Annotated in this window: 18 protein-coding genes and 1 pseudogene; 8 read left to right on the top strand and 11 right to left on the bottom strand. The window is 69.4% G+C overall.

Annotated features, from left to right (window positions below):
• Positions 1 to 219 precede the first annotated feature (219 nt).
• Positions 220 to 1,092: an isocitrate lyase/PEP mutase family protein gene (locus K9S39_RS37245; protein ID WP_248867722.1), complete on the bottom strand. Its 873-nt coding sequence runs from the start codon at positions 1,090 to 1,092 to the stop codon at positions 220 to 222.
• A gap of 228 nt (positions 1,093 to 1,320) precedes the next feature.
• Positions 1,321 to 1,983, bottom strand: coding sequence for a LuxR C-terminal-related transcriptional regulator (locus K9S39_RS37250; protein ID WP_248867723.1), 663 nt, complete (start codon positions 1,981 to 1,983; stop codon positions 1,321 to 1,323).
• 572 nt (positions 1,984 to 2,555) lie between these two features.
• Here K9S39_RS37250 and K9S39_RS37255 point away from each other — a divergent pair.
• A pseudogene (locus K9S39_RS37255) lies at positions 2,556 to 3,014 on the top strand (DJ-1/PfpI family protein); the annotation flags it as partial.
• Between the two features lie 105 nt (positions 3,015 to 3,119).
• Here K9S39_RS37255 and K9S39_RS37260 read toward each other — a convergent pair.
• Positions 3,120 to 3,422, bottom strand: coding sequence for a hypothetical protein (locus K9S39_RS37260; RefSeq protein WP_248867724.1), 303 nt, complete (start codon positions 3,420 to 3,422; stop codon positions 3,120 to 3,122).
• Between the two features lie 444 nt (positions 3,423 to 3,866).
• On the opposite strand from K9S39_RS37260, the gene K9S39_RS37265 reads away from it, so the two are divergent.
• Complete coding sequence (locus K9S39_RS37265; protein ID WP_248867725.1) at positions 3,867 to 4,985, top strand: ligand-gated ion channel; 1,119 nt, start codon at positions 3,867 to 3,869, stop codon at positions 4,983 to 4,985.
• Between the two features lie 271 nt (positions 4,986 to 5,256).
• Here the strand turns inward: K9S39_RS37265 and K9S39_RS37270 are convergent, their stop codons facing one another.
• Both K9S39_RS37270 and K9S39_RS37275 read right to left on the bottom strand, forming a co-directional pair.
• Positions 5,257 to 6,378: an amidinotransferase gene (locus K9S39_RS37270; protein ID WP_248869132.1), complete on the bottom strand. Its 1,122-nt coding sequence runs from the start codon at positions 6,376 to 6,378 to the stop codon at positions 5,257 to 5,259.
• A gap of 236 nt (positions 6,379 to 6,614) precedes the next feature.
• Entirely contained in the window at positions 6,615 to 7,373 is a 759-nt protein-coding gene (locus tag K9S39_RS37275) for a macrolide family glycosyltransferase (protein WP_319949609.1), read from the bottom strand.
• Positions 7,374 to 7,453: 80 nt separating this feature from the next.
• Between K9S39_RS37275 and K9S39_RS42550 the strand changes: the two genes are divergently transcribed.
• Positions 7,454 to 7,606, top strand: coding sequence for a hypothetical protein (locus K9S39_RS42550; protein ID WP_319949610.1), 153 nt, complete (start codon positions 7,454 to 7,456; stop codon positions 7,604 to 7,606).
• 418 nt (positions 7,607 to 8,024) lie between these two features.
• Here K9S39_RS42550 and K9S39_RS37285 read toward each other — a convergent pair whose 3' ends face one another.
• The 3 genes from K9S39_RS37285 to aceA all read right to left on the bottom strand — a co-directional run bounded on the left by K9S39_RS37285 (position 8,025) and on the right by aceA (position 11,904).
• Positions 8,025 to 8,894: a 3-hydroxybutyryl-CoA dehydrogenase gene (locus K9S39_RS37285; RefSeq protein WP_248867727.1), complete on the bottom strand. Its 870-nt coding sequence runs from the start codon at positions 8,892 to 8,894 to the stop codon at positions 8,025 to 8,027.
• Positions 8,891 to 10,486 (bottom strand): malate synthase A, encoded by a 1,596-nt coding sequence (aceB, locus tag K9S39_RS37290; protein ID WP_248867728.1) that lies wholly within the window; start codon positions 10,484 to 10,486, stop codon positions 8,891 to 8,893. Before aceB ends, K9S39_RS37285 begins: the two co-directional genes overlap by 4 nt.
• A gap of 134 nt (positions 10,487 to 10,620) precedes the next feature.
• Positions 10,621 to 11,904 (bottom strand): isocitrate lyase, encoded by a 1,284-nt coding sequence (gene aceA, locus K9S39_RS37295; RefSeq protein WP_248867729.1) that lies wholly within the window; start codon positions 11,902 to 11,904, stop codon positions 10,621 to 10,623.
• Positions 11,905 to 12,269: 365 nt separating this feature from the next.
• Between aceA and K9S39_RS37300 the strand changes: the two genes are divergently transcribed.
• On the top strand, positions 12,270 to 13,682 hold the full coding sequence (locus K9S39_RS37300) for a short-chain fatty acyl-CoA regulator family protein (protein WP_248867730.1): 1,413 nt from the start codon (positions 12,270 to 12,272) through the stop codon (positions 13,680 to 13,682).
• A gap of 75 nt (positions 13,683 to 13,757) precedes the next feature.
• On the opposite strand, the gene K9S39_RS37305 is transcribed toward K9S39_RS37300, so the two are convergent.
• Positions 13,758 to 14,654: a 5-oxoprolinase subunit C family protein gene (locus K9S39_RS37305; protein ID WP_248867731.1), complete on the bottom strand. Its 897-nt coding sequence runs from the start codon at positions 14,652 to 14,654 to the stop codon at positions 13,758 to 13,760.
• 43 nt (positions 14,655 to 14,697) lie between these two features.
• On the opposite strand from K9S39_RS37305, the gene K9S39_RS37310 reads away from it, so the two are divergent.
• Positions 14,698 to 16,068 carry an IS110 family RNA-guided transposase gene (locus tag K9S39_RS37310; RefSeq protein WP_283113178.1) on the top strand — a complete coding sequence of 457 codons (1,371 nt, stop codon included), beginning with the start codon at positions 14,698 to 14,700 and terminating at the stop codon, positions 16,066 to 16,068.
• Here K9S39_RS37310 and pxpB read toward each other — a convergent pair.
• Positions 16,052 to 16,810, bottom strand: a complete 759-nt coding sequence (gene pxpB, locus K9S39_RS37315) for a 5-oxoprolinase subunit PxpB (RefSeq protein WP_248867732.1) — start codon at positions 16,808 to 16,810, stop codon at positions 16,052 to 16,054. The two genes, K9S39_RS37310 and pxpB, sit on opposite strands and share 17 nt — an antisense overlap.
• 146 nt (positions 16,811 to 16,956) lie before the next feature.
• Positions 16,957 to 17,757, bottom strand: coding sequence for a LamB/YcsF family protein (locus K9S39_RS37320; RefSeq protein WP_248867733.1), 801 nt, complete (start codon positions 17,755 to 17,757; stop codon positions 16,957 to 16,959).
• 313 nt (positions 17,758 to 18,070) lie between these two features.
• Between K9S39_RS37320 and K9S39_RS37325 the strand changes: the two genes are divergently transcribed.
• From K9S39_RS37325 to K9S39_RS37335, 3 genes are all read left to right on the top strand, one after another.
• The gene (locus tag K9S39_RS37325; RefSeq protein ID WP_248867734.1) at positions 18,071 to 18,814 is read left to right on the top strand and encodes a GntR family transcriptional regulator; all 744 of its coding nucleotides are present in this window, start codon (positions 18,071 to 18,073) and stop codon (positions 18,812 to 18,814) included.
• Positions 18,815 to 19,083: 269 nt separating this feature from the next.
• The gene (locus K9S39_RS37330; protein WP_248867735.1) at positions 19,084 to 19,791 is read left to right on the top strand and encodes a DUF969 domain-containing protein; all 708 of its coding nucleotides are present in this window, start codon (positions 19,084 to 19,086) and stop codon (positions 19,789 to 19,791) included.
• Positions 19,788 to 20,756, top strand: a complete 969-nt coding sequence (locus K9S39_RS37335) for a DUF979 domain-containing protein (RefSeq protein ID WP_248867736.1) — start codon at positions 19,788 to 19,790, stop codon at positions 20,754 to 20,756. Before K9S39_RS37330 ends, K9S39_RS37335 begins: the two co-directional genes overlap by 4 nt.
• The last annotated feature ends 14 nt before the right edge of the window (positions 20,757 to 20,770 follow it).

Consider the following 20,770-nt stretch of genomic DNA (forward strand, 5'->3'; position numbering starts at 1 on the left):
GGCGGTCTGCCGGCACCGGGCGGACCGCGTGGCGGCGCGCCCGCCGGCCGCATTCCCAGTGCACCTCCACCCGCGGCCGCGCGCGAGACGGGTGGGCCGATCGGTCACACGACGAGGACCGCCGGCAGGGTGACGCCCGCGGCACCGCTCGTGGCCTCGGTGCGCGGCTCCCGGTCAGGCCGACCGGGAGCCGCGCACCGAGGCAGACGGCGGCGTCCGTCACCCGACGGACAGTTCCACGGGGGTGTCCGCCGGTTTGTGGTGTCTGCTGATGTTCTTCTCCAGCAGGGCCAGGGACTCGGCCACTCCGACGCTCTCCGTGGTGAACTCCGGAAGCCGGCCGTCGGTCTTCTTCAGGTCGCCCAGTGCCTGGTCGATCGCGGTCTGGGCGGCGAACAGGCACGGTGTGCTGTAGATCGCCACGTTCACACCGAGTTCACTCAGCTCGGACAGCGACAGCCGCGGCGACTTGCCTCCCGCGATCTGGTTGAACAGCAGTGGTTTGTCGCCGATGACCGTACGGATCTTCTGTATCCACTCCACACTGCGGACCCCGTCGACCAGGATGACGTCCGCGTCCGTGGCGGCCAGCGCCTTGGCGCGGCGCAGTATCTCGTCCTCCTCGGTGGCGTCGGTCCGTGCGACGACCACCAGGTCGCGGCGCGAGGCCAGGACCATGTCGAGCTTCTCCAGATACGCGTCCAGCGGCAGTACCTGCTTGCCGTCGACATGGCCGCAGCGCCTGGGCCTTTGCTGATCCTCCAGGATGACCCCCGATGCGCCGATCGCCTCCAGGTTCTGGACGACATGGCAGGCGGTCTCGGGGTCGACGTAGCCGTCGTCGATGTCGACGAGCAGGTGCTGGTGGGGGAAGGCCAGCCGCAGCCGCTGGACAAAGGCGAGGATGTCGGGCCAGGCGATGAATCCGATGTCCGGCAGGCCGTAGTGCGAGGCGGCGAAGCCGAAGCCGGAGACGAACATGCCGTCGTAGTGCTGGGCCGCCACCGACGCGGAGAACATATCGAAAACACCGATCAACGGAGTGGTGTCCTCTTGGGTAATCGCTTCGCGTAGTTGGTGCGCGTACTTCATGGAATATCCTCCCTGATGGGAACACCACGACCATGTCATGCACAGAAGTGAGGAAACATCCCCAATGGGTGATCCTGAAGACCGACTTCAGGATCGCCTTTCGACAACTGGTCTGCCGCATGCGTGCAAGAGGTCGGGAACCCCCTGAGCAGCGTGCCGAGCGGCGAAAGCGGCACGGCGTAACGCACAGACCAACTCCGGGGAAACGGAACGGGAACGGCGTGCGAGTCAGGTGAGTTGACCAAAGTCAACTCTGCTGGCGAGGAGCGCCGCCTGTGTCCTGTTGCTGAGGCCGAGGTTCACGAGGATTCTCGACACATACGTCTTGACGGTTGCCGGGGACAGGTTCAGGGATACCGAGATCTGCTGATTGGTAAGCCCCCTGCCGAGGGCGGCGAGCACTTTGCGTTCGCTCTCCGTGAGGGCGCTGAGCCGAACTTGAGGCACGCTGACGTTGATGGGCGGGCGGGCGACGGCGCGGTCCATGGCCGCGTCCATGATCTTCGGTGGGATGACCACGAAGCCCGCGGCGGCGGCCCGTACACCGGCGACAAGCTGTTCCGAACACATATCGGTGAGCAGGAAACCCGCGGCGCCGGACTCCAGCGCCCGCCGTATGCCGTCGGTGGTGCCGACGGGCACCAGCACCAGAAGGTGTGGCGGGCGATCGAAGCGCGCCATCAGAAGTGTGGTGTCACCGGCGGTGCTCGCATCGAGCGTGGGCAAGTCCGCTATGACGAGGTCGGGTTCGGCCGCCCCGATGTGACCGATGGCCGGAGTTCTGCCATCGCTGTCGCCGATCACCTCGATATCTCCCGCCAGCTCAAGCAGGGAGCGGACCCCTTCCCGAAGGAGGCAATTCCTGCATGCGATGACAACACGAATCTTCATGGCGCCTTCCGCATCATGTGCGTCACCCCTTAATAGGAGGGACCGTAATGGCAAATTAACAGGAACTTCATGAAATGGAGGAGGGCTCGAGCCGTACGAGTCCGGAGTCAGGAAGTTAGCGGCCGCGCCCCGTACGGTCGCTGCTGACTGCTGCCGACCCCATCGGACACCGGGGCTCATGACATCGCGGAGTGGCGTTGATCACTACCGTGTCGATGCCGTCGGGCCGGTCGCGTTCGAGAGATGGGGCGGGCATAGTGGCTCTCTCCTCATCGGTGGTCCCTGTTGCTGCCACCGCTGCAGTGCTTATGGAGCGACGCTAAACCCCACCTCTCCAAAGTTCAACCGACCACCGGTAGAGCTTTAATGCCGCCAGCACGGCGCATTCCTCGGACAACCCATGTGCTCGCCGGCATTGAGTGACGTATTTCTCTCCCGCGTCGAGCTGTCCGTGGGCGGGGAATTGGAGCAGGCGGCCAGGTCTGTGTGAAATCGCTGGGTCGGGGCTGTTACGACTACCGTCGGGCCAGGGGCCGCCTGCAAGCCCTTCGGGCCGCAGAGTTGGTGAAGCCGTGTCCGAGATCCACCACGGTGTCCTGATCGCGGTCTTCCCCGTAACGTCGATCTCCTCGACGTTACGGGGCCGGCCGGCGTCTTCGCGCTGGCCAACCGAAACCGGCGGCCGCGTGGGGTACCAGGTCCGTCCGGCCGGCCCCGGCCGCGCCGGCGGCGCGGTGACGACCTCGGCCGGCGTGCGGCTGGTGCCCGACCTGTCCTTCGACGAGGTCGGTACGGCAGCGGACACCCTGCTCGTGCCCGGCGCGGTGGATGTGCGACCCGGCGGGCCACTCGCCCGGATCGACCGCGACATCGTGGACTGAGTCAGGTCCACCGGTTCGTACGCGCGGCGGAATCGCGTTCGGTGTGCGTGCGCGCACCTGCCGGCCGCGGCCGGGCCGCTGGACGGGAGGCCAGCGACCACGCACTGGTCCGCCGCCACCCGCGCCCTGGCGGCGCCGGACGGCACCGTGCTGCCTGCCGCCGCGCTCCAGGCCGCCGCGTTGACCACGTCGGTGATCTGTTCGGCACCGTCGCACCCGAGGTGAAGGACCTCACGGCCCACCACTACGAGCTCGTCAGTGGTCGTCCCAGTGGCCGTCGTGGGACGCGTGCCGGTGTCCGTCGTGCACGTAGTCCATGTGGTCGCCGTGGGGAATGGCTACGTGGCCGCAGCCTTCGCCGTGCGCGTGGGTGTGGCCGGAGTGCTCCTTGTGCCCGCTGGGCTCGCACTCGTCCGCGTGGTCCTGATGGACGCGATGGATATGTCCGTCGTGCACGTAGTCCATGTGGTCGCCGTGCGGAACGGCTACGTGGCCGCAGCCTTCGCCGTGCGCGTGGGTATGGCCGGGATGGGGCTGGTGGGTCTCGGCTGTCGTCATGTTCTACTCCTCGGACTCTGTTGGGAAGGTGATTCACGTCGACGGGGCATCGAGTAATCCGAAGAGGAACAGCCTCTTCCGATTCCTGGTCAATTTCCCACAGATCAAGGAGTTCCACAAAAGGTCCCAAAGATGATGGTGTCGTGAATCCGATAACGACTTTCAGTTGGTGTGCATTGGCGCGCAACGGGATTCCTGTGGACGCGCCGCAGCGGCCAAGGCGGCGACGCGGCCGCCGTCACGACAGTGTCGGCGGACGGCGACCGGTGTCCGCGCCGAGGCGCTGGAGCAGGTTCCGCAGGCGGTCACGCCCTGGCCCGCCCGGCTGACCGGCAACTCCTTTGCCGTTGGGCGTCGTTGGTGACCAAGAGGTTTTGAATGCCCACTGTCACTCGATGGTGTGTCTCTGTATTGCTCCGGAACCGCGGGGGAATGGGCCGGAACATGATGCCCACTGCGGGAGGCGGACGGGCGACGTCCGATATCGGCCGCCGGGTGTGGCGGCTCCATGCGGCACTTCGGGTGGCAGCGGTGGCTGTGGTGGCTTGGCTATGGGTGAGCGCTGTTGGTTCCGCTCTCGCCGCCCCGGCATCGGAACGGCCGCACGCCCTTCAGACGCCGCCGATGTCTCCCGAGCGGCCGCGTATGGCTGAGACGTCCCAGGCGCATCGCTGGGTCACCTGCAAAGTGGGGGCCTATGTGACGGCCGTGCACGACATCAACCCCGTGGCCGGCTCCTTTCGCGCGGACCTGTGGGTGTGGAGTCTCTGTCCCGATAAACGGCAGGACCCCCTGAAACTCATGGAGTTCACCAATGCCAATGAGGTCAAGAAGAGCCTGGATACATCCGCCCCGATGGGCGGCGTCCAGTGGGGGAATACGAAGGTCACCGGGAGTTTTCGGGTCGATTGGGATACCCGGTCCTTCCCTTTCGACCGGCATCGTCTGGTGATCGCCATGGAACCGGTCGATGACATATCCGAGTCCAGGTATGTGCCGGACACCGAGAACAGCACCTACGCACCCGATGCGATCCCCGGCGAATGGAGGGCCACCTCCTTTCGTCTTGCCAAGAGCCGTCATACGTATCCCACGACGTTCGGTGACCCCACCCGCGAGCCGCGGCAGGGCAGTACGTACGACCGGCTGGAAGTGCGGATCGACGTTGCCCGGGCCGAGTACACCAGCTTCGTCAAGCTGACCGGCCCGGTTTATGTGGCTGCGACGATCACCCTGGTGATCTTCATTCCGGCACTGGACAGTGTCGAGGTCATGCTGGGGCGGCTGGGACTGCTCGGAGCGGTGGTGTTCGCCATCGTTCTCAATATGCAGCAGTCGTCGGCGACGATCGGTTCCGAGACCGCTCTGACCCTCACCGACGAAGTCCATATCCTGAGCCTGGTCTTCACCATCATCATGATCGGAATCAATGTCACGCTCTGGCGGGCGTCCAGCCACGGCGACGGCCCTCCGGACCACGAACGCCGCTGGGTGCTGATCACGGTAGTGACATACGTCCTGAGCAACCTCGTCCTGATTTCCCTGGCAGCGATCGCGGGGTGAGGGATCGTGTGGGGAAAATGGTGTCCTCACCCCGCGATCGTGGCCGCAGGCCGTGCCGTGCGGAACCCGCGGCTCAGATCTCGATAGCGTCGACGCCCTGCGGGGCGACCGCCCGGGTGACCCGCGTGACGTCGCCAAGATCCTCAGCAAACTGGGTGTCGCCTCCCGTGGCGAGGCGGCGGCGCTCCTCCGGGCTCGGGACCGGTGAGGCCGCCCGGAGTCCCGAGGCAACAAGCGGCACATCATCCCGTCAGCCGTCAGCCGTCAGCCGTCAGTCGAAATAGGATTCGAGCGTGCCCCGACGCCGGATATCGAGCGTCGCGCAGTGGAAGGAGCCGCCGAACGGCGCGTAGTGCAGCAGGTTGCAGGGGATCGGCTCGAACCCCCATTTTTCGAGTGCGCGCAGCATGGTGGTGTGGTGCCGCTCCGCGATCACCCGTTTTTCGTCGATCATGAGAATGTTCATGCTGAGCCACTTGCCGCACATCGAGGTGACTTTGAGCAGGCGCTCGTCGATCGGGTTGGGCTCGGGGGCGATCAGGATGTCCCACGAGCTCAGGACGTCGGGCAGGCGGTCGATGTCGATGTGCTCAGGATTGACCAGCACCTTGCCGGGCGAGAGCGGGAGGAATGTCGTGTCGATGTGCATGGGCGTACGGCAGCGGCTCTCGATTTCGTGGATGCGGTAGCCGGGTCCGAGATGGCGGCGCAACCAGTCGATGCCCATACGGTTGGTGACGTTGCTTCGGATCACGAACAGGTCGCGTCCCGCGCGCACGAAATCCGCCGCATCGAACACCGGCTCGAACTCGGTGAGGATGTAGCGCATGGGCTCGCCGGCTTTGGGGAGGCGGAAATCCGTCTCGAACAGTGCGTCGGTGAGCTGCGGCTTCGGCGCCGCGGTCCAGCGCGCGCCGCGCCGGAAGTAGTCCTTGAGGAGCGCGCGATAGGAGTGGGTCTCGAAATATCGGCACGGCCATGCCATCGGGGTCTCGATGATCTCGTCGCCGATCACGAGCATGCTGTCCCGCGGACAGGTGTTGCAAAAACCGCGTGACGACCAGTCGGGGGTGCCGAAGCGTCGTCTGTGGTGGACCGCGTCCGGGCGGGTGACCGTGATGCCGAGGGACTGCAGGAGGGAAATGAACTGATCGAGCTCTTGCTGCGCCGGCTCGATCAGCGTGCGCGGATATGTGAAGCCGGCGGCGAGCCGGTGCAGCCGCGCCGTCCATGGTGGGATGTTGCAGGCCACGACCGGATGGCCGGAGGGGATCGTCGCGCCGTCGAGACGCCCGACGATGATTTCCTCCAGCGGGTCCCACTCGTTGTGTGAATTCACCGGCGAAACGAGAGGGCCCGCCGCGTCGGCGGTCGTGGCCGAGGGCGGCGACATCACGCGCAGTCCCCAGCCCACGTAGGGGCGTCATTGTCCGACTGGGCGTCATTGTCCGTCGCCGCCGTCGGAATGCCGGGCCTCCGCACTGCCGCCATGCTCCACCGCTTTCGATCGCAGAAGTCAGTGACTCATCGGGTTCCCTACGTTACCCAGGGCGTGCGGAGTTCTCCGAAGAAGGCGCGGAGTTCTCTGAGGCGGCGTGCGGACTGGTCCGCGTCGACGAGCGGCTTCACTTACCCGGCGGACAGTTCGGCCTCGATGAGGTCGGCCGCCCGCCGGGTGCCGCCCTCGCCGGCCATCTCCTGCCGGATGGCCGCGAGGCGGCGCGCCACCTCCGGGTCGTCGACGAGCGCGAGCACCGCCGTGCGGAGCGTGTCGGCGTCCGCCTGCTCCGCCGGGAGGTGGCGGGCCACGCCGAGCCCCTGGAGCATGTCGGCGTTGCCGAACTGGTCGGCGGCCTGCGGGACGGCCACCATGGGCGTGGCGGTGGCCAGGCCCTCCTGGCTGCCGCCCGCGCCGGCGTGCGTGATGAACGCGTCGGCCTGTTTCAGGATCGCCAACTGCGGTGCCCAGTGGTGGACTTCGACGTTCCCGGGGAGCTCCCCGAGCTCGTCGGCGCTGACATGCTTGCCCACCTGGAGTACGACATGCCAGCCCGGCAGGTCGCCGAACGCCTTGACGCACTCGCGGTAGAAACCGGGCTGCTTGGTGAAGGCCGAGCCCAGCGAGACGAGCAGCACGCGCTCGGCGTCCGCGGGTCGTTCCCACTCGCCCTGCGCCGCGCGGTCGCCCTGGCAGGCGCCGACGAAGGAGTGGACCGTCTCGTCGACCCGGTCGGCATGCGGCTGCAGTGCCTTGGGGATGAGCACGATCGAGCGCCGGGGACGGCCGGCGAACGGGTCGGGTGCCGTGTGATCCCGTTCTCCGCGAGCCAGTTGGTGAACTTCTCGTAGTACGCCCTGCCGCGCTCGGTCGCCCTGGGCTCCGCCCACATCGGCTCGGCGACCTCCTCCTCGTACCCCTTCCATGCGACGAGGGTCGGGGAGAGGGAGATCGCGGGCACGCTCCAGCGGTGGGCGAGGACGCGCGCCGGGTACGAGGCGATGTCGTGCAGTACGAGGTCCGGCTCGTCCCCCTGGTACGCCTCGATGAGCTGCGGCAGCGCCTGGATCGCGTCGTCCAGGAACGGCTCGACGTTGTCGAGGAGTGTGCTCCCCCATGCTGACGGGTCGTCGTCGGGCGACGGCAGTGTGGTGCGGTACGGGACCGGCTCGGCGCCGGTCGCGGCGACCTTCTCCTTGAAGAGGGGCGGGATCGCGTAGGTGACGCGGTGTCCAAGGGCGACGAGCTCCCTGATCACTTCGAGACTCGGGTTCACATGCCCATGGGCGGCGATGGAGAACATCGCTATATGGGCACGTTTGCTGTCTTCCGGGTTCATCATGGCCTCACCGTAAGCGAGACGGAACGTCTCGTGCAACTTCTTTCCGGGCGCTCCGTCAGGACTTCGGGGCACTTCCTCCCGCATCCCGGACGGGCACGCCACCACCTCGTACGAGGGCGCGGGACGACCCTCAGCAGCCGCCCCGCGCCTCGCTCTCCGCGGCCGGGGTCCCTCAACCCCGGCGGCACCCCGGGGTCCCTCAACCCCGGTCGTAGGTGTGGAACCCCCGGCCGGTCTTCCGGCCGAGCAGCCCCGCCTCGACCATCCGTTGCAGCAGCGGCGGCGGGGCGTACAGCGGCTCCTTGAACTCCTCGTACAGCGACCGCGCGATGGAGGCGACGGTGTCCAGGCCGATCAGATCGGCGAGCTTGAGCGGTCCCATGGGGTGGGCGCAGCCGAGCTCCATGCCGGCGTCGACATCGGCCGCGGTGGCGAAGCCGGACTCCGCCATCCGGACCGCCGCCAGGAGATAGGGGATGAGCAGGGAGTTGACGACGAACCCGGCCCGGTCCTGGGAGCGGATCGCGGTCTTGCCGAGGGTCGCGGCGGCGAACTCCTCGACGGCGGAGGCGGTTTCGGCGGAGGTGTGCAGGGAGGTGACGATCTCCACCAGCGGCATCACCGGTACCGGATTGAAGAAGTGCAGGCCCAGGACACGATCGGCCCGGCCGGTGGCCATGCCCAGGCGCATGACGGGGATCGAGGAGGTGTTGGTCGCCAGGACGGCCCCGGGCTCCTCGACGATCTTGTCGAGCGCGGTGAAGATCTCCGTCTTGACATCCGGGTTCTCCACGGCTGCTTCGACGACCAGGTGCCGGTCGGCGAGATCGTCGAGGCTGCCGGTGAAGACCAGCCGGGCCAGGGCGTGCTCGGCGGTCGGCCGGTCGGTCTTGCCGCGGTCGACAGCGCGTTCCAGGGAAGCGGCGACCCGCTCGCGGGCCCGCCGCGCGGCGGTGGCGTCGACCTCGCAGACGAGGGTGTCGAGTCCGGCGCGGGCGCAGACCTCGGCGATACCGGCGCCCATCCGGCCGCCGCCGACGACGCCCACGCGTTCGATGCCGAGGGTCATGACCGCTCCGTTCCGTGCCGCACGAGGTGGCGGGCATAGGCGTCGGTGGTGAAGAAGGCGGGCAAGCCCCGGCCGAGTGCGGTGCGTTCGAGGATGCCGCGGGCCTCGTCCGCGAGCGCCGCCGGGTCCTGCTCGGCCAGGGCGGCCGTCTCCTCGTCGAGCAGCCGCCGCACCGTCTCGCGGTCGATGACGCGGTGCCGCAGCCACTGCCAGATCTGGCAGCGGGCGACCTCGGCGGTGGCGGCGTCCTCCATCAGCCCGTACAGGGCGACCGCCCCGCTGCCGCGCAGCCAGGCGTCGAAGTAGCGCAGCGCGACCGCGACGTTGGTGCGGACGCCGTCCGGCGTGGGCGGGCCGCTGATACGGCGTACGGACAGCAGATCGGCGGCGGTCACCGCCACCTCGTCACGGGTGCGGTCGACCTGGTGGGGGCGGTCGCCGAGGACACCGCCGAAGACCTCCCGGCAGAGGGGGACGAGTTCGGGGTGGGCGACCCCGGAGCCGTCGAAGCCGTCTTCGGCCTCGCGTTCCTTGTCCAGCCGGACCCTTGCCGTGGTCGCCTCGTCGGCCGCCGCGTCCCGGCTGGGGATGTGCGCGGCCATGCCGCCGATGGCGTGGGCACCGCGCTTGTGGCAGGTGCGTACCAGCAGTTCGGTGCAGGCGCGCAGGAAGGGGGCGGTCATGGTGACCTTGGTGCGGTCCGGCAGGAGGAAGTCGGTCCGGTGCCCGAAGGTCTTGATCAGGCTGAAGAGGTGGTCCCAGCGGCCCGCGTGGAGACCGGAGCTGTGCTCGCGGAGTTCGTAGAGGATCTCCTCCATCTCGAAGGCGGCGGTGATCGTCTCGATGAGGACGGTGGCGCGGATGGTGCCACGGGGGATGCCGAGGAGTTCCTGGGCGAGGACGAAGACGTCGTTCCACAAGCGCGCCTCGTACCGGTTCTCCAGCTTGGGCAGCGAGAAGTACGGGCCGTACCCGGCGTCGATCTGCCGCTTGGCGCAGTGGAAGAAGTACAGGCCGAAGTCGACCAGGGAGGCCGGGACCGGTCGGCCGTCGATGTGCAGGTGCTCCTCGGTGAGGTGCCAGCCGCGGGGGCGGACGACGATGGTCGCGAGCCGCTCACCGAGTCGGTACCGCGTTCCCTCCGGCGTGGTGAAGTCGATCCGGCGCTCTACGGCGTCGAGCAGGTTGAGCTGACCGTCGACGATGTTGTCCCAGGTGGGCGAGGTGGCGTCCGCGAAGTCGGCCATCCAGACCGTGGCGCCGGAGTTGAGGGCGCTGACGGTCATCCGCCGCTCGGGCGGCCCGGTGATCTCCACGCGGCGGTCGGTCAGCCCCGGCGCGGGCGGTGCGACCCGCCAGTCGGGGTCGGTGCGGACGGCGGAGGTGGCGATGGAGAAGTCCAGCGGGGAGCCGGTGGCCAGCCGGGCCGCCTGACGCCTGCGCTCCGTGAGGAGATCCCGGCGGCGGTCCGCGAAGGCGGCGACGAGACGGCCGACGAATTCCAGGGCCTCCGGCGTGAGGATCTCCTGGTGGCGGTCCCGTGGTGCTCCCGCGAGGACCTGCACTCGGTGCGTCAGTGTGTGGGTGGGCATAGGGGCCTCCTCAGGGGGAGCGGTGGGGGCCGGGGAGCGAAGCGGAGTTGGCCGGCCCCCACCTGCTTGTGGGGCTGCCTGGCACGAGGACGGCTCGGCCCGTGTCAGGACGGCCACGTGTCAGGACGAGGTGCCTAGTGGAACTGCTCTTCTTCGGTGGAGCCGGTCAGTGCCGTCGTGGCGGAGGCGGGGTTGACGGCGGTGGAGACCAGGTCGAAGTAGCCGGTGCCGACCTCGCGCTGGTGCTTCACGGCGGTGAAGCCGTGCTGCTGGGCGGCGAACTCGCGCTCCTGCAGGTCGACATAGGCGGTCATGCCGTGGTCGGCGTAGCCGCGTGCGAGGTCGAACATGCCGTGGTTGAGGGAGTGGAAGCCGGCCAGGGTGATGAACTGGAAGCGGTAGCCCATCGCGCCCAGCTCGCGCTGGAACTTGGCGATCTGGTCGTCGTCCAGCGCGGCCTTCCAGTTGAACGACGGCGAGCAGTTGTAGGCCAGCATCTGCTCCGGGTACCGGTCGTGGATCGCCTCGGCGAACTCCCGTGCCTGGCCGAGGTCCGGTGTGCCGGTCTCCATCCACAGCAGGTCGGCGTACGGGGCGTAGGCCAGCCCCCGGGCGATCACGGGAGCCATGCCGTTCGTCACCCGGTAGAAGCCCTCAGCGGTGCGCTCGCCGGTGCAGAAGCGGGCATCGCGTTCGTCGACGTCACTGGTCAGCAGGTTCGCGGCGAGTGCGTCCGTACGCGCGATGAGCACGGTCGGGACGTCCGCGATATCGGCGGCGAGCCGGGCCGCGTTGAGGGTGCGGATGTGCTGGGACGTGGGGACCAGGACCTTGCCGCCGAGGTGGCCGCACTTCTTCTCCGAGGCCAGCTGGTCCTCGTAGTGGATGCCGGCGGCGCCCGCCGCGATCATCGCCTTGGTCAGCTCGAAGGCGTTCAGCGGCCCGCCGAAGCCGGCCTCGGCGTCGGCCACGACCGGCGCCAGCCAGTCGGTGGTGTCGCCGCCGCCCTCGGCGCTGGCGATCTGGTCGGCGCGCAGCAGCGCGTTGTTGATCCGACGCACCACCTGCGGCACCGAGTTGGCCGGGTAGAGGCTCTGGTCGGGGTAGGTGTGCCCGGCCTGGTTGGCGTCCGCCGCCACCTGCCAGCCCGACAGATAGATGGCCTGCAGCCCGGCCTTCACCTGCTGCACGGCCTGGCCGCCGGTCAGTGCGCCGAGCGCGTGGACGTAATCCCGCTCGTGCAGCTGCCGCCACAGCCTCTCGGCCCCGCGCCGGGCGAGGGTGTGCTCCTCGCGGACGCTGCCGGAGAGCCGGATCACCTCTTCGGCGGTGTAGGTGCGCTCCAGGCCCTGCCAGCGCGGGTCGGTGGCCCACCGCTGTGCGAGCTCCTCGGCCGCCGTCGTCTGTGCCTGCGTCATGAGCGTCTCCCGGTTCGCGATTCTGTCAAGTGTGTGAAAGGCAGCATCCCCGTCTGTGGGGTGCGGCCCGCCGTGCCCTCACTCATCCGCGAGCGGTGCGATGCGCAGCGAGAAGGCTGACCGGACGTGCCAGGACCACCGACGTCAGGGCGTGAATCGTGCCCGGTGACCGGTCCGGTCGCGGTGGACTCCGGCGGGCCGCATGACGACTCTGGCACTGGCACTGAGTGCCATCAACCATGGCTCGTTGCCAACTTCTGCAAATCTTCCCCGCCTTGTTTGCCAAGATTGCGAAGCCCCACAGCGCCCTCTCGTCTTCTAGGCTGTGCACGGCGGCAGGAGCGGCGACAGAAGGGGAGGCCGCGGTGAGCAAGACCTACGCGGGTGCGCGGCTGCGGCGGCTGCGCGAGGAGCGGCGGATGAGCCAGACCGAGCTGGCCCGCGTCCTGGCGATCTCGCCGAGCTACCTCAACCAGATGGAGCACGACTCCCGCCCGCTGACCGTGCCCGTGCTGCTACGGCTGACCGAGGCGTTCGGCGTCGACCCCGGCTTCTTCTCCCAACGGGACACCAGCCGCCTCGTGGCCGACCTGCGCGAGACCCTGGCCGACGATGTCGCCGAACGCCGAATCTCCGCCTCCGACCTGCAGGAACTCGCCCACCGACTGCCCGCTGTCGGCGAGGTGTTGCTGCGCCTGAGCCGCCGCAATCAGGAGCTGGGCGAACAGCTCGCCCAGGCCGCCGACGGCCGCGGCACGGGCACCGGCGCGACGACGGCCCGCACACCGCACGAGGAGATCCGCGAGTTCTTCTACCGCCGCCAGAACTACCTGCACGAGGCGGACACCGCCGCCGAGGAACTCGCCCGGCGCATCGGCATCCGGCCCGGCGAAGTCCGCCAGACGCTCGCCGCCCGCCTCGCCGACCGGCACGGCGTACGCGTCACGGCCGACGGGGACCGGCCGCACCACTACGACCCGCAGGGCCGCACGCTGCACCTCTCACTCCGCCTCCGCCCGGGTCAGCAAGCCTTCCGCATGGCGACCCAGTTGGCCCTGCTGGAGTACGGCGATCAGCTCTCCCAGCACGCCGGCGAGGACTTCGACGAGGGTTCCCCGACCTGGAAGCTGGCCCGCATCGGCGTCGCCAACTACTTCGCCGCCGCGCTGACCCTGCCCTACCGCGACTTCCACACCGCCGCCGAGGAGATGCGCTACGACATCGAGCGCCTGACCGACCGGTTCGGCCTCGGCCACGAGACCGTCTGCCACCGCCTGAGCACCCTGCAGCGCCCGCGCCTGCGCGGAGTGCCCTTTTCCTTCGTCCGTGTCGACCGCGCCGGCAATATGTCCAAGCGGCAGTCCGCCACCGGATTCCACTTCTCCCGCGCCGGCGGCACCTGCCCGCTGTGGAACATCTACGAGGCGTTCGCCGCGCCCGGCCGCATCCACGTCCAGATCGCCGCCATGCCCGACGGGCAGCGCCATCTGTGGACCGCGCGCACGGTCACCCGCAGCCGCGGCGGCTGGGGCGAGCCCGGCAAGACCTTCGCCATCGGCCTCGGCTGCGAGATCCGGCACGCCTCACGGCTCGTCTACTCCGACGGGCTCGACCTGGACAACGCCTCCGCCGCCACCCCGATCGGCATGGGCTGCCGGGTCTGTGAGCGCCTGAACTGCCCCCAGCGCGCTGTGCCTCCCCTCGGACAGCCGCTCGCCATCGACGAGAACAGCAGCACCTTCGTCCCGTACCCGGTGTTCGGCGCCACGTCGCCCTGACTCGGCTTGCTGCGCCCAGGGGCCGGCTTCGGCCTGGAGGGCGGCTGCACCGTTGATCACCTGGCTCCCCAGATCCTACGAGGGGCCGTGTCGTCCCTGTCCGCTGCGTGCGCGTTGTCGTACGAACCGGACCGGTGTTCCGGGCACGGCCTGGGCGGCCGGGGGCAGACAGCGCTCGGGGACCACGCCGATGACCGGGTAACCGCCCGTGGTGGGGTGGTCGTGGAGGAACAGGACCGGGAGGCCGTTGGGCGGAACCTGGAGCGCGCCCAACGGCATGCCCTCGCTGGGGAGTTCGCCGGACCGGGCGCGTTCGAGGGGTGGGCCTTCGGTGCGCAGCCCGATGCGGTTGCTGGCGGCCGAGACGCGGAACCGGCCGGTGGTGAGGGTGTGCAGGCCATGGTCGGTGAACCAGTCGTCGCGGGGGCCGGGGAGAAACGGGAGGAGAAGTTCCGTTACCGGGCCCGGGTGGGGGACGGTGTCGGCGGCGGCGTACGGGCCGTGCGGGACGCCGAGGGGGAGGACCGCGCCGTCGGTGAGCGGGTCGGGGCCGAGGCCCGAGAGGAGGTCGGCGGCGCGGCTGCCGAGGACCGGTTCGGTGTCGACGCCGCCGGCGAAGGCGAGGTACGAACGCAGACCGTGGGTGGCGGGTCCGGCGTCCAGGACGGCACCCGCCGGGAGGTGGACCGGCGCGCCCCAGGGGGCGGGGCGGCCGTCCACTGTCACCGGGCAGGGGGCGCCCGTGACGGCGACGGTGGTGGCCGTGCGGACCCGGATGGCGCAGCCCGTCAGCGTTGTCTCCAGGGCGGCGACCGGCTCGGGGTTGCCGACGAGCCGGTTGGCGAGGCGGTGCGCCGGCTCGTCGAGGGCGCCGGCGCGCGGCACCCCGAGGTGGGCGTGGCCGGGCCTGCCGAGGTCCTGGACGGTGGTGAGCGCACCGGCCCGGACGACCGAGAAGGCGCGGTCGGTCATCGGGCGTTCCTTAAGAATTAGTGCCGGTCCGGGAGGACCGGGCGTGGCTGATCAAATGAGTGCCCTCGATGGCTCCAGGAGAATGGCCACCCGGTTCTCCGGGACGCTTCGTCCGCTGATTGAGAGCTGCGAAGCATCGCTGGTCAAGGACCTGACGGCGGAGTGTTCCTCGGGCCATGAGGCAGTGGTCACGGTGGAACGGAGCGGCAGGTCGAGCACAGCGGCAGGACGTGTCTGGGTCGGTATCGACGCAGGCAAGGGCCATCACTGGGCGGTGGCAGTCAACGCCGAAGGCGAGACGGTGTTCTCGCGGAAGGTGATCAACGATGAGACGGCGATCCTCGAACTGATCGCGCTGGCCTGCGAGTCGGCCGAGACGGTGACCTGGGCGGTCGACATCTCCGGTCGGTCCTCGGCCCTGCTGCCGGCGCTGCTGATCGCGCACGGGCAGCCAGTGTTCTACATTCCCGGCCGCACGGTTCACCGGATGTCCGGCGCCTACCGCGGCGAAGGCAAAACCGATGCCAAGGACGCCCTGGTGATCGCCGACACCGCCCGGATGTGCCGGGACCTGGCGCCGATCCGCACCGAGGACGACCTGGTCGTCGCCCTCCAGCTCCTGACCGCCCACCGGGCCGACCTGATAGCCGACCGCGTCCGGCTGATCAACCGGCTGCGGGACCAGCTCGTAGGCATCAGCCCCGCGCTGGAGCGCGCCTTCGACTACTCGGCGTCCAAAGGTGCCCTGGTCATGTTGACCGAGTACCAGACCCCGGCCGCGATCCGGCGCATCGGCGCCAAGCGGCTGACCACCTGGCTGGAACGACGCAAAGTCCGTAACGCCGCCGTCGTCGCGGCCACGGCCGTCGAGGCAGCACAGGCTCAGCACACCGCGCCGCCTGGACAGAAGCGGGCCGCCAAGCTGGTATGCGACCTCGCCCACCAGCTGTTGGCCCTGGACGAGCGGATCAAGGACAACGACCGGGAGATCCGCGAGACCTTCCGCCTGGACGAGCGGGCGGAGATCATCGAGTCCCTGCCCGGCATGGGCCCCATCCTGGGTGCCGAGTTCATCGCAGCCGTCGGCGACATGGCCGGCTACGCGAACCCCGACCGCCTCGCGGCAGCTGCCGGCCTGGCCCCGGTGCCGCGTGACTCCGGCCGTCGCACCGGAAACCTCCACCGGCCCAAACGGTACAACCGGCGCCTGCGCTGGTTGTTCTACATGTCCGCGCAGACCGCGATGATGCGGCCGGGGCCGTCGCGGGACTACTACCTCAAGAAGCGCGCCGAGGGCCTGATCCACACCCAGGCGGTCCTGTCGCTGGCCCGTCGCCGGGTCAACGTGCTGTGGGCGATGCTGCGCGACAAGAGGCTGTTCACCCCCGTCCCACCGGTCACGCAGACGGCTTGACACGATCATTGAGATTCTCCTGGGGAGGTCGGGGGAGTTGAGCGGGTTGCTGGGCGAGGTGGGGGGTTTCTCCGGGGTGTTGGGTGGTTTCCCGGGGGAGTTGGCTGGTTTCCCGGGGGAGTTGGGTGAGTTCCTGGGGGACGAAGCGGACGAGGGTGCCGGGGGCGAGCAGTGCCGCCGGTTCGCGTCGTGGGTCCCACAGGACGGTGTCGGTGGTGCCGATCAGCTGCCAGCCTCCGGGGGAGGAGCGCGGGTACACGCCGGTGTACGGGCCGGCCAGGGCTACCGAGCCGACCGGGACCTTCGTACGGGGAGTGTCCCGGCGCGGCACGTGCAGCGGCTCGGGCAGGCCGGTCAGATAGCCGAAACCGGGGGCGAATCCACAGAAGGCGACGTGGAACTCGGTGCGGGAGTGCAGCCGTATCGCCTCGTCGGGGGTGACGCCCCACAGGGCGGCGACATCGGCGAGGTCGGGGCCGTCGTAGTGGACCGGGATCTCGACGGTGGGGCGGTCGCCGGTGGTGAGGCGGGGGACGTCCCAGGTGGCCAGTTCGGCGGTGAATCCGCGGGGGTCCGCCAGGCCGTCGAGGAGGACCGTACGGGCGGCCGGCACGATGTCGCGGACCGGGGGCAGGGCGCGGTCGGCGGCCCGTCGCAGCAGCTCGGCGTGCAGCGCCTCGACGTCCTCGGGGCTGTCCAGCTCGATGAGCAGGCCGTGTTCGCCGACGGGGAACGGGGTCATGGGGAGCGGGCGGGGCGGGGGCGGTGCCAAGGGCTGCGGTTCGGAACGTGGTGTTTCGGAACGTGGTGTGGCGGAACGTTGGGGTTCGGGATGCTGTGGATCGGAATGCTGCGCTTTGGGAGACGTGGATCCGGGACGCTGCCGCCTCATAGGAAGCTCCGGATGCGCACGCCCGCCCCGCCGAGTTCGGACCGTACGCGGTGGGCCAGCTCCGCGGCGCCCGGTGTGTCGCCGTGCAGGCACAGCGAGCGGGCGGTGATCTCCACGCGCTGTCCGTCTACGGAGGCGACGGTGCGGTCGCAGGCCATGCCGAGGGCGCGCTTGACGACCTCGTCCGGGTCATGGATCACCGCGCCCGCCTCGCGGCGTGGGACGAGGGTCCCCTCGGCGGTGTAGGCGCGGTCGGCGAACGCCTCGCCGACGACGGGCAGGCCGGCGCCCCGCGCGGCCTCGTGCAGCCGGGAGCCGGGCAGTCCCAGGACCGGCAGGCCGCCGCCGGCGGTGCGGATACCGTCGATGACGGCGTCGGCCTGCTCCGCGTCGTGGACGCACCGGTTGTAGAGCGCGCCATGCGGTTTGACATAGCCGACGCGGGCCCCGGCGGCGCGCGCGAAGACCTCCAACGCGCCTATCTGGTAGGCGATTTCATCGGCCAGCTCGTCCGGTGGCACGTCCATGGCGCGGCGGCCGAAGCCGGCCAGATCGCGGTAGGAGACCTGGGCGCCGATGACCACCCCGCGCTCCGCGGCCAGCTCGCACACCCGGCGCATGGTGCCCGGGTCGCCGGCGTGGAAGCCGCAGGCGACGTTGGCGCTGGTGACGACGGACAGCAGGGCCTCGTCATCGGTGAGCTGCCAGCGCCCGAAGCCTTCTCCGAGGTCGGCGTTGAGGTCGATGACGGGAGGGGTCGCGGCCTCGGTCACCGAAGCCTCGCTGCACTCGGTCATGCGCCTTCCGTTCCAAAGGGGCTCGGTTCCAAGGGTGCTCGGTTCCTGGGGTGTGCTCCGGGCGCGCGGTGCGGTGGCCGGTTGTGGGCGGGGCGCGGCGGCGTCCAGGCCGGCCGGCCCGTCTCCGTAGTGGCTCTCCCCCGAGGTCACCCGAGCCGACCGGCATTGCGACCCAAAGTAAGGGATCGTTGAACGATCCGACAAGGGGTGTGCACGTTCGTCCCTTCGATGTGTTGTTTCGCCCTCCGGTCTGGGATTGACTGCCCGACGAGGGTGACTGCCGCACGAACGACACCGGGAGACGGGGAGCGCAATGGCCGGCGGAGTGACGAAGAACGATCAGCGGCGGCTGGCGGAGGTCTCGGGCCTGGAGACGGACCGCGCCCTGCTGGGGCGCTCCAGCACGGCCGAGCGGGTCGCCGCCATCCTGCGGGACCGGATCGCCGAAGGTTACTTCCCGCCCGGCGCGCGGCTCTCGGAGGAGAGCATCGGCGGTGCGCTGGGCGTCTCGCGCAACACGCTGCGGGAGGCGTTCCGGCTGCTGACCCATGAGCGGCTGCTGGTGCACGAGCTCAACCGGGGGGTGTTCGTGCGGGTGGTGACCGTCGAGGACCTGGAGGACATCTACCGGGTGCGCTCGCTGGTGGAGTGCGCGGCCGTCCGGGGCCTGGGGCAGGGGCCGTACGGCGCCCGGACGGTGGCGGCCGTCGAGGCGATCGAGGCGGCCGTGCGGGCGGGCGAGACCGCCTCCGCGGAACGGTCCTGGCAGGACCTTTCGACCGCCAATATCCGCTTCCACCAGGCCGTCGTCGCCCTGGCGGGCAGTCCGCGCACCGATGAGCTGATGCGCGGTGTGCTGGCCGAACTCCGGCTGGTCTTCCATGTCATGGACGATCCGCGGCGTTTCCACGCACCGTATCTGACCCGCAACCGACAGATCGTCGAGGCCCTGCAGGCGGGCGACGCGGCCGAGGCCGAGCGGCTGCTGTCGGCCTACCTGGAGGACTCGCGCACCCAGTTGTCGGGGGCGTACGCCCAGCGCATCGCGGAGGAATGAGGCGCCCGCCGAGGGCGCGGGGCAAGGCCGCTGAGGGTGTGCGCAAGACCTGCCGAGGGTGAGGCACAGGGCCCGCCGAGAGCAAGGCATAGGGCCCGCCGAGCAGTTCGCTTCTACAGACCTCTTGTCGGATCGTTGAACAAACGTCTAGCCTCCGCGGCAAGTTCGTTCAGTGTTCGTTCAGTGCTGTTCAAGCAGTCTCCTCAGCTTCCTCGGTCTCTTCAGCTTCCTCGCGGAACCCCGTGGGGCCGCACGCGGAAGGCGGATCCATGATCGTGCTCCTCGGTGTGCTCGTGGTCGTGATCGGCTTCGCCACGAAGCGCAATCCCCTCCTGGTCGTGGGGGTGGCCGGTATCGTCACCGGCCTGCTCGGCGGGCTGTCACCCGGCAAGGTGCTCGCCGCGTTCGGCGACGGTTTCGCCAACAGCCGGGCGGTGACCATCTTCGCGATCACCCTCCCGGTCATCGGTCTCCTGGAGCGCTACGGCCTCCAGGAACAGGCCCGCAACCTGATCTCCCGGTTCGCCCGGCTCACCACGGGACGCTTCCTCGCGCTCTACCTCGGCCTGCGGCAGATCGGCGCCGCGGTCGGTCTGACCAATGTCTTCGGGCACGCGCAGACCGTCCGACCGCTGGCCGTCCCGATGGCCGAGGGTGCCGCCGAACGCAGGTACGGCCAACTCCCGGACCGGACACGGGAGAAGGTCAGGTCGTTCTCCGCCAGCGCGGACAACGTCGGCCTGTTCTTCGGTGAGGACGTCTTCCTCGCGGTCGGTTCGATCCTGCTGATCACCGGCTTCGTCAACACGACCTACGGGACGCACCTGGAACCGCTGCACCTCGCACTGTGGGCGATCCCGACCGCGGTGTGCGCCTTCACCGTCCACGGCTGGCGACTGCTGCGCCTGGACCGTCAGTTGGAGCGCGAGCTGCTCACCGCCCATGCCGAGTCCGCCGCCGTGGAGGCCGTCAAATGATCAAGGCAGAGTGGTTCTACTGGCTGGTCGGCCTCAGCTTCCTGGTGATGGCTGCCCTGATGGTCACCGACCGCAGCAACCCCAAGCGCTTCGGCACCGGCGCCTTCTGGGGATTGATCGGCGCCGGATTCGTCTACAGCAGCTGGGTCGCCGCCGAACAGGCGCCCGCCGAGCCCCTGGGCGCCGCCGTCCTCCTGATGGCCTGTCTGGCCGGCTTCGGCTTCACCGGACGCGGCACCCCCCGCACCACCACCCCGGAGCAGCGCACCGCCAGCGCCGCCAAGCTCGGCAACAGGCTGTTCGTCCCCGCGCTCACCATCCCGGTCGTCGCGATGATCTGCGCCATCGGCGCCAAGTACATCTCCCTCGGGGGCGAACCGCTCCTCCAGGAGGGCAGCGAGACCATCCTGGGCCTGGGCATCGGCGCCGTCGTCGCCCTGGTCGTCGGCATGGTCCTGCTGCGCGAGAAGCGGGTGTCGGTGCCCGTGCAGTCCGGCCGCTCCATGCTGGAGGCGATGGGCTGGGCGATGCTGCTGCCGCAGATGCTGGCCACCCTGGGCGCCATCTTCCAGGTGTCCGGCGTCGGCGACCAGGTCGGGAGGCTCGCCACCTTTGTGTTGCCCGAGGACTCGCTCTACATCGCCGTCGTCGTCTACTGCGTGGGCATGTTCCTGTTCACCATCATCATGGGCAACGCCTTCGCCGCCTTCCCCGTGATGACCGCCGCCGTCGGCTGGCCGGTCCTCATCGGGCACTTCGACGGCAATCCCGCCGCCGTCCTCGCCGTCGGTATGCTCGCCGGATTCTGCGGAACCCTCATCACCCCTATGGCCGCCAACTTCAATATCGTCCCGGCGGCCCTGCTGGAACTGAAGGACCAATACGGGCCGATCAAGGCCCAACTGCCCACCGCGGGCGCGCTGCTCGTCTGCAACATCGTGATCATGGCGCTGTTCGCCTTCTGATCCCGGTACGCCTG

It is taken from the genome of Streptomyces halobius (assembly GCF_023277745.1).
Taxonomy (GTDB): Bacteria; Actinomycetota; Actinomycetes; order Streptomycetales; family Streptomycetaceae; genus Streptomyces; species Streptomyces halobius.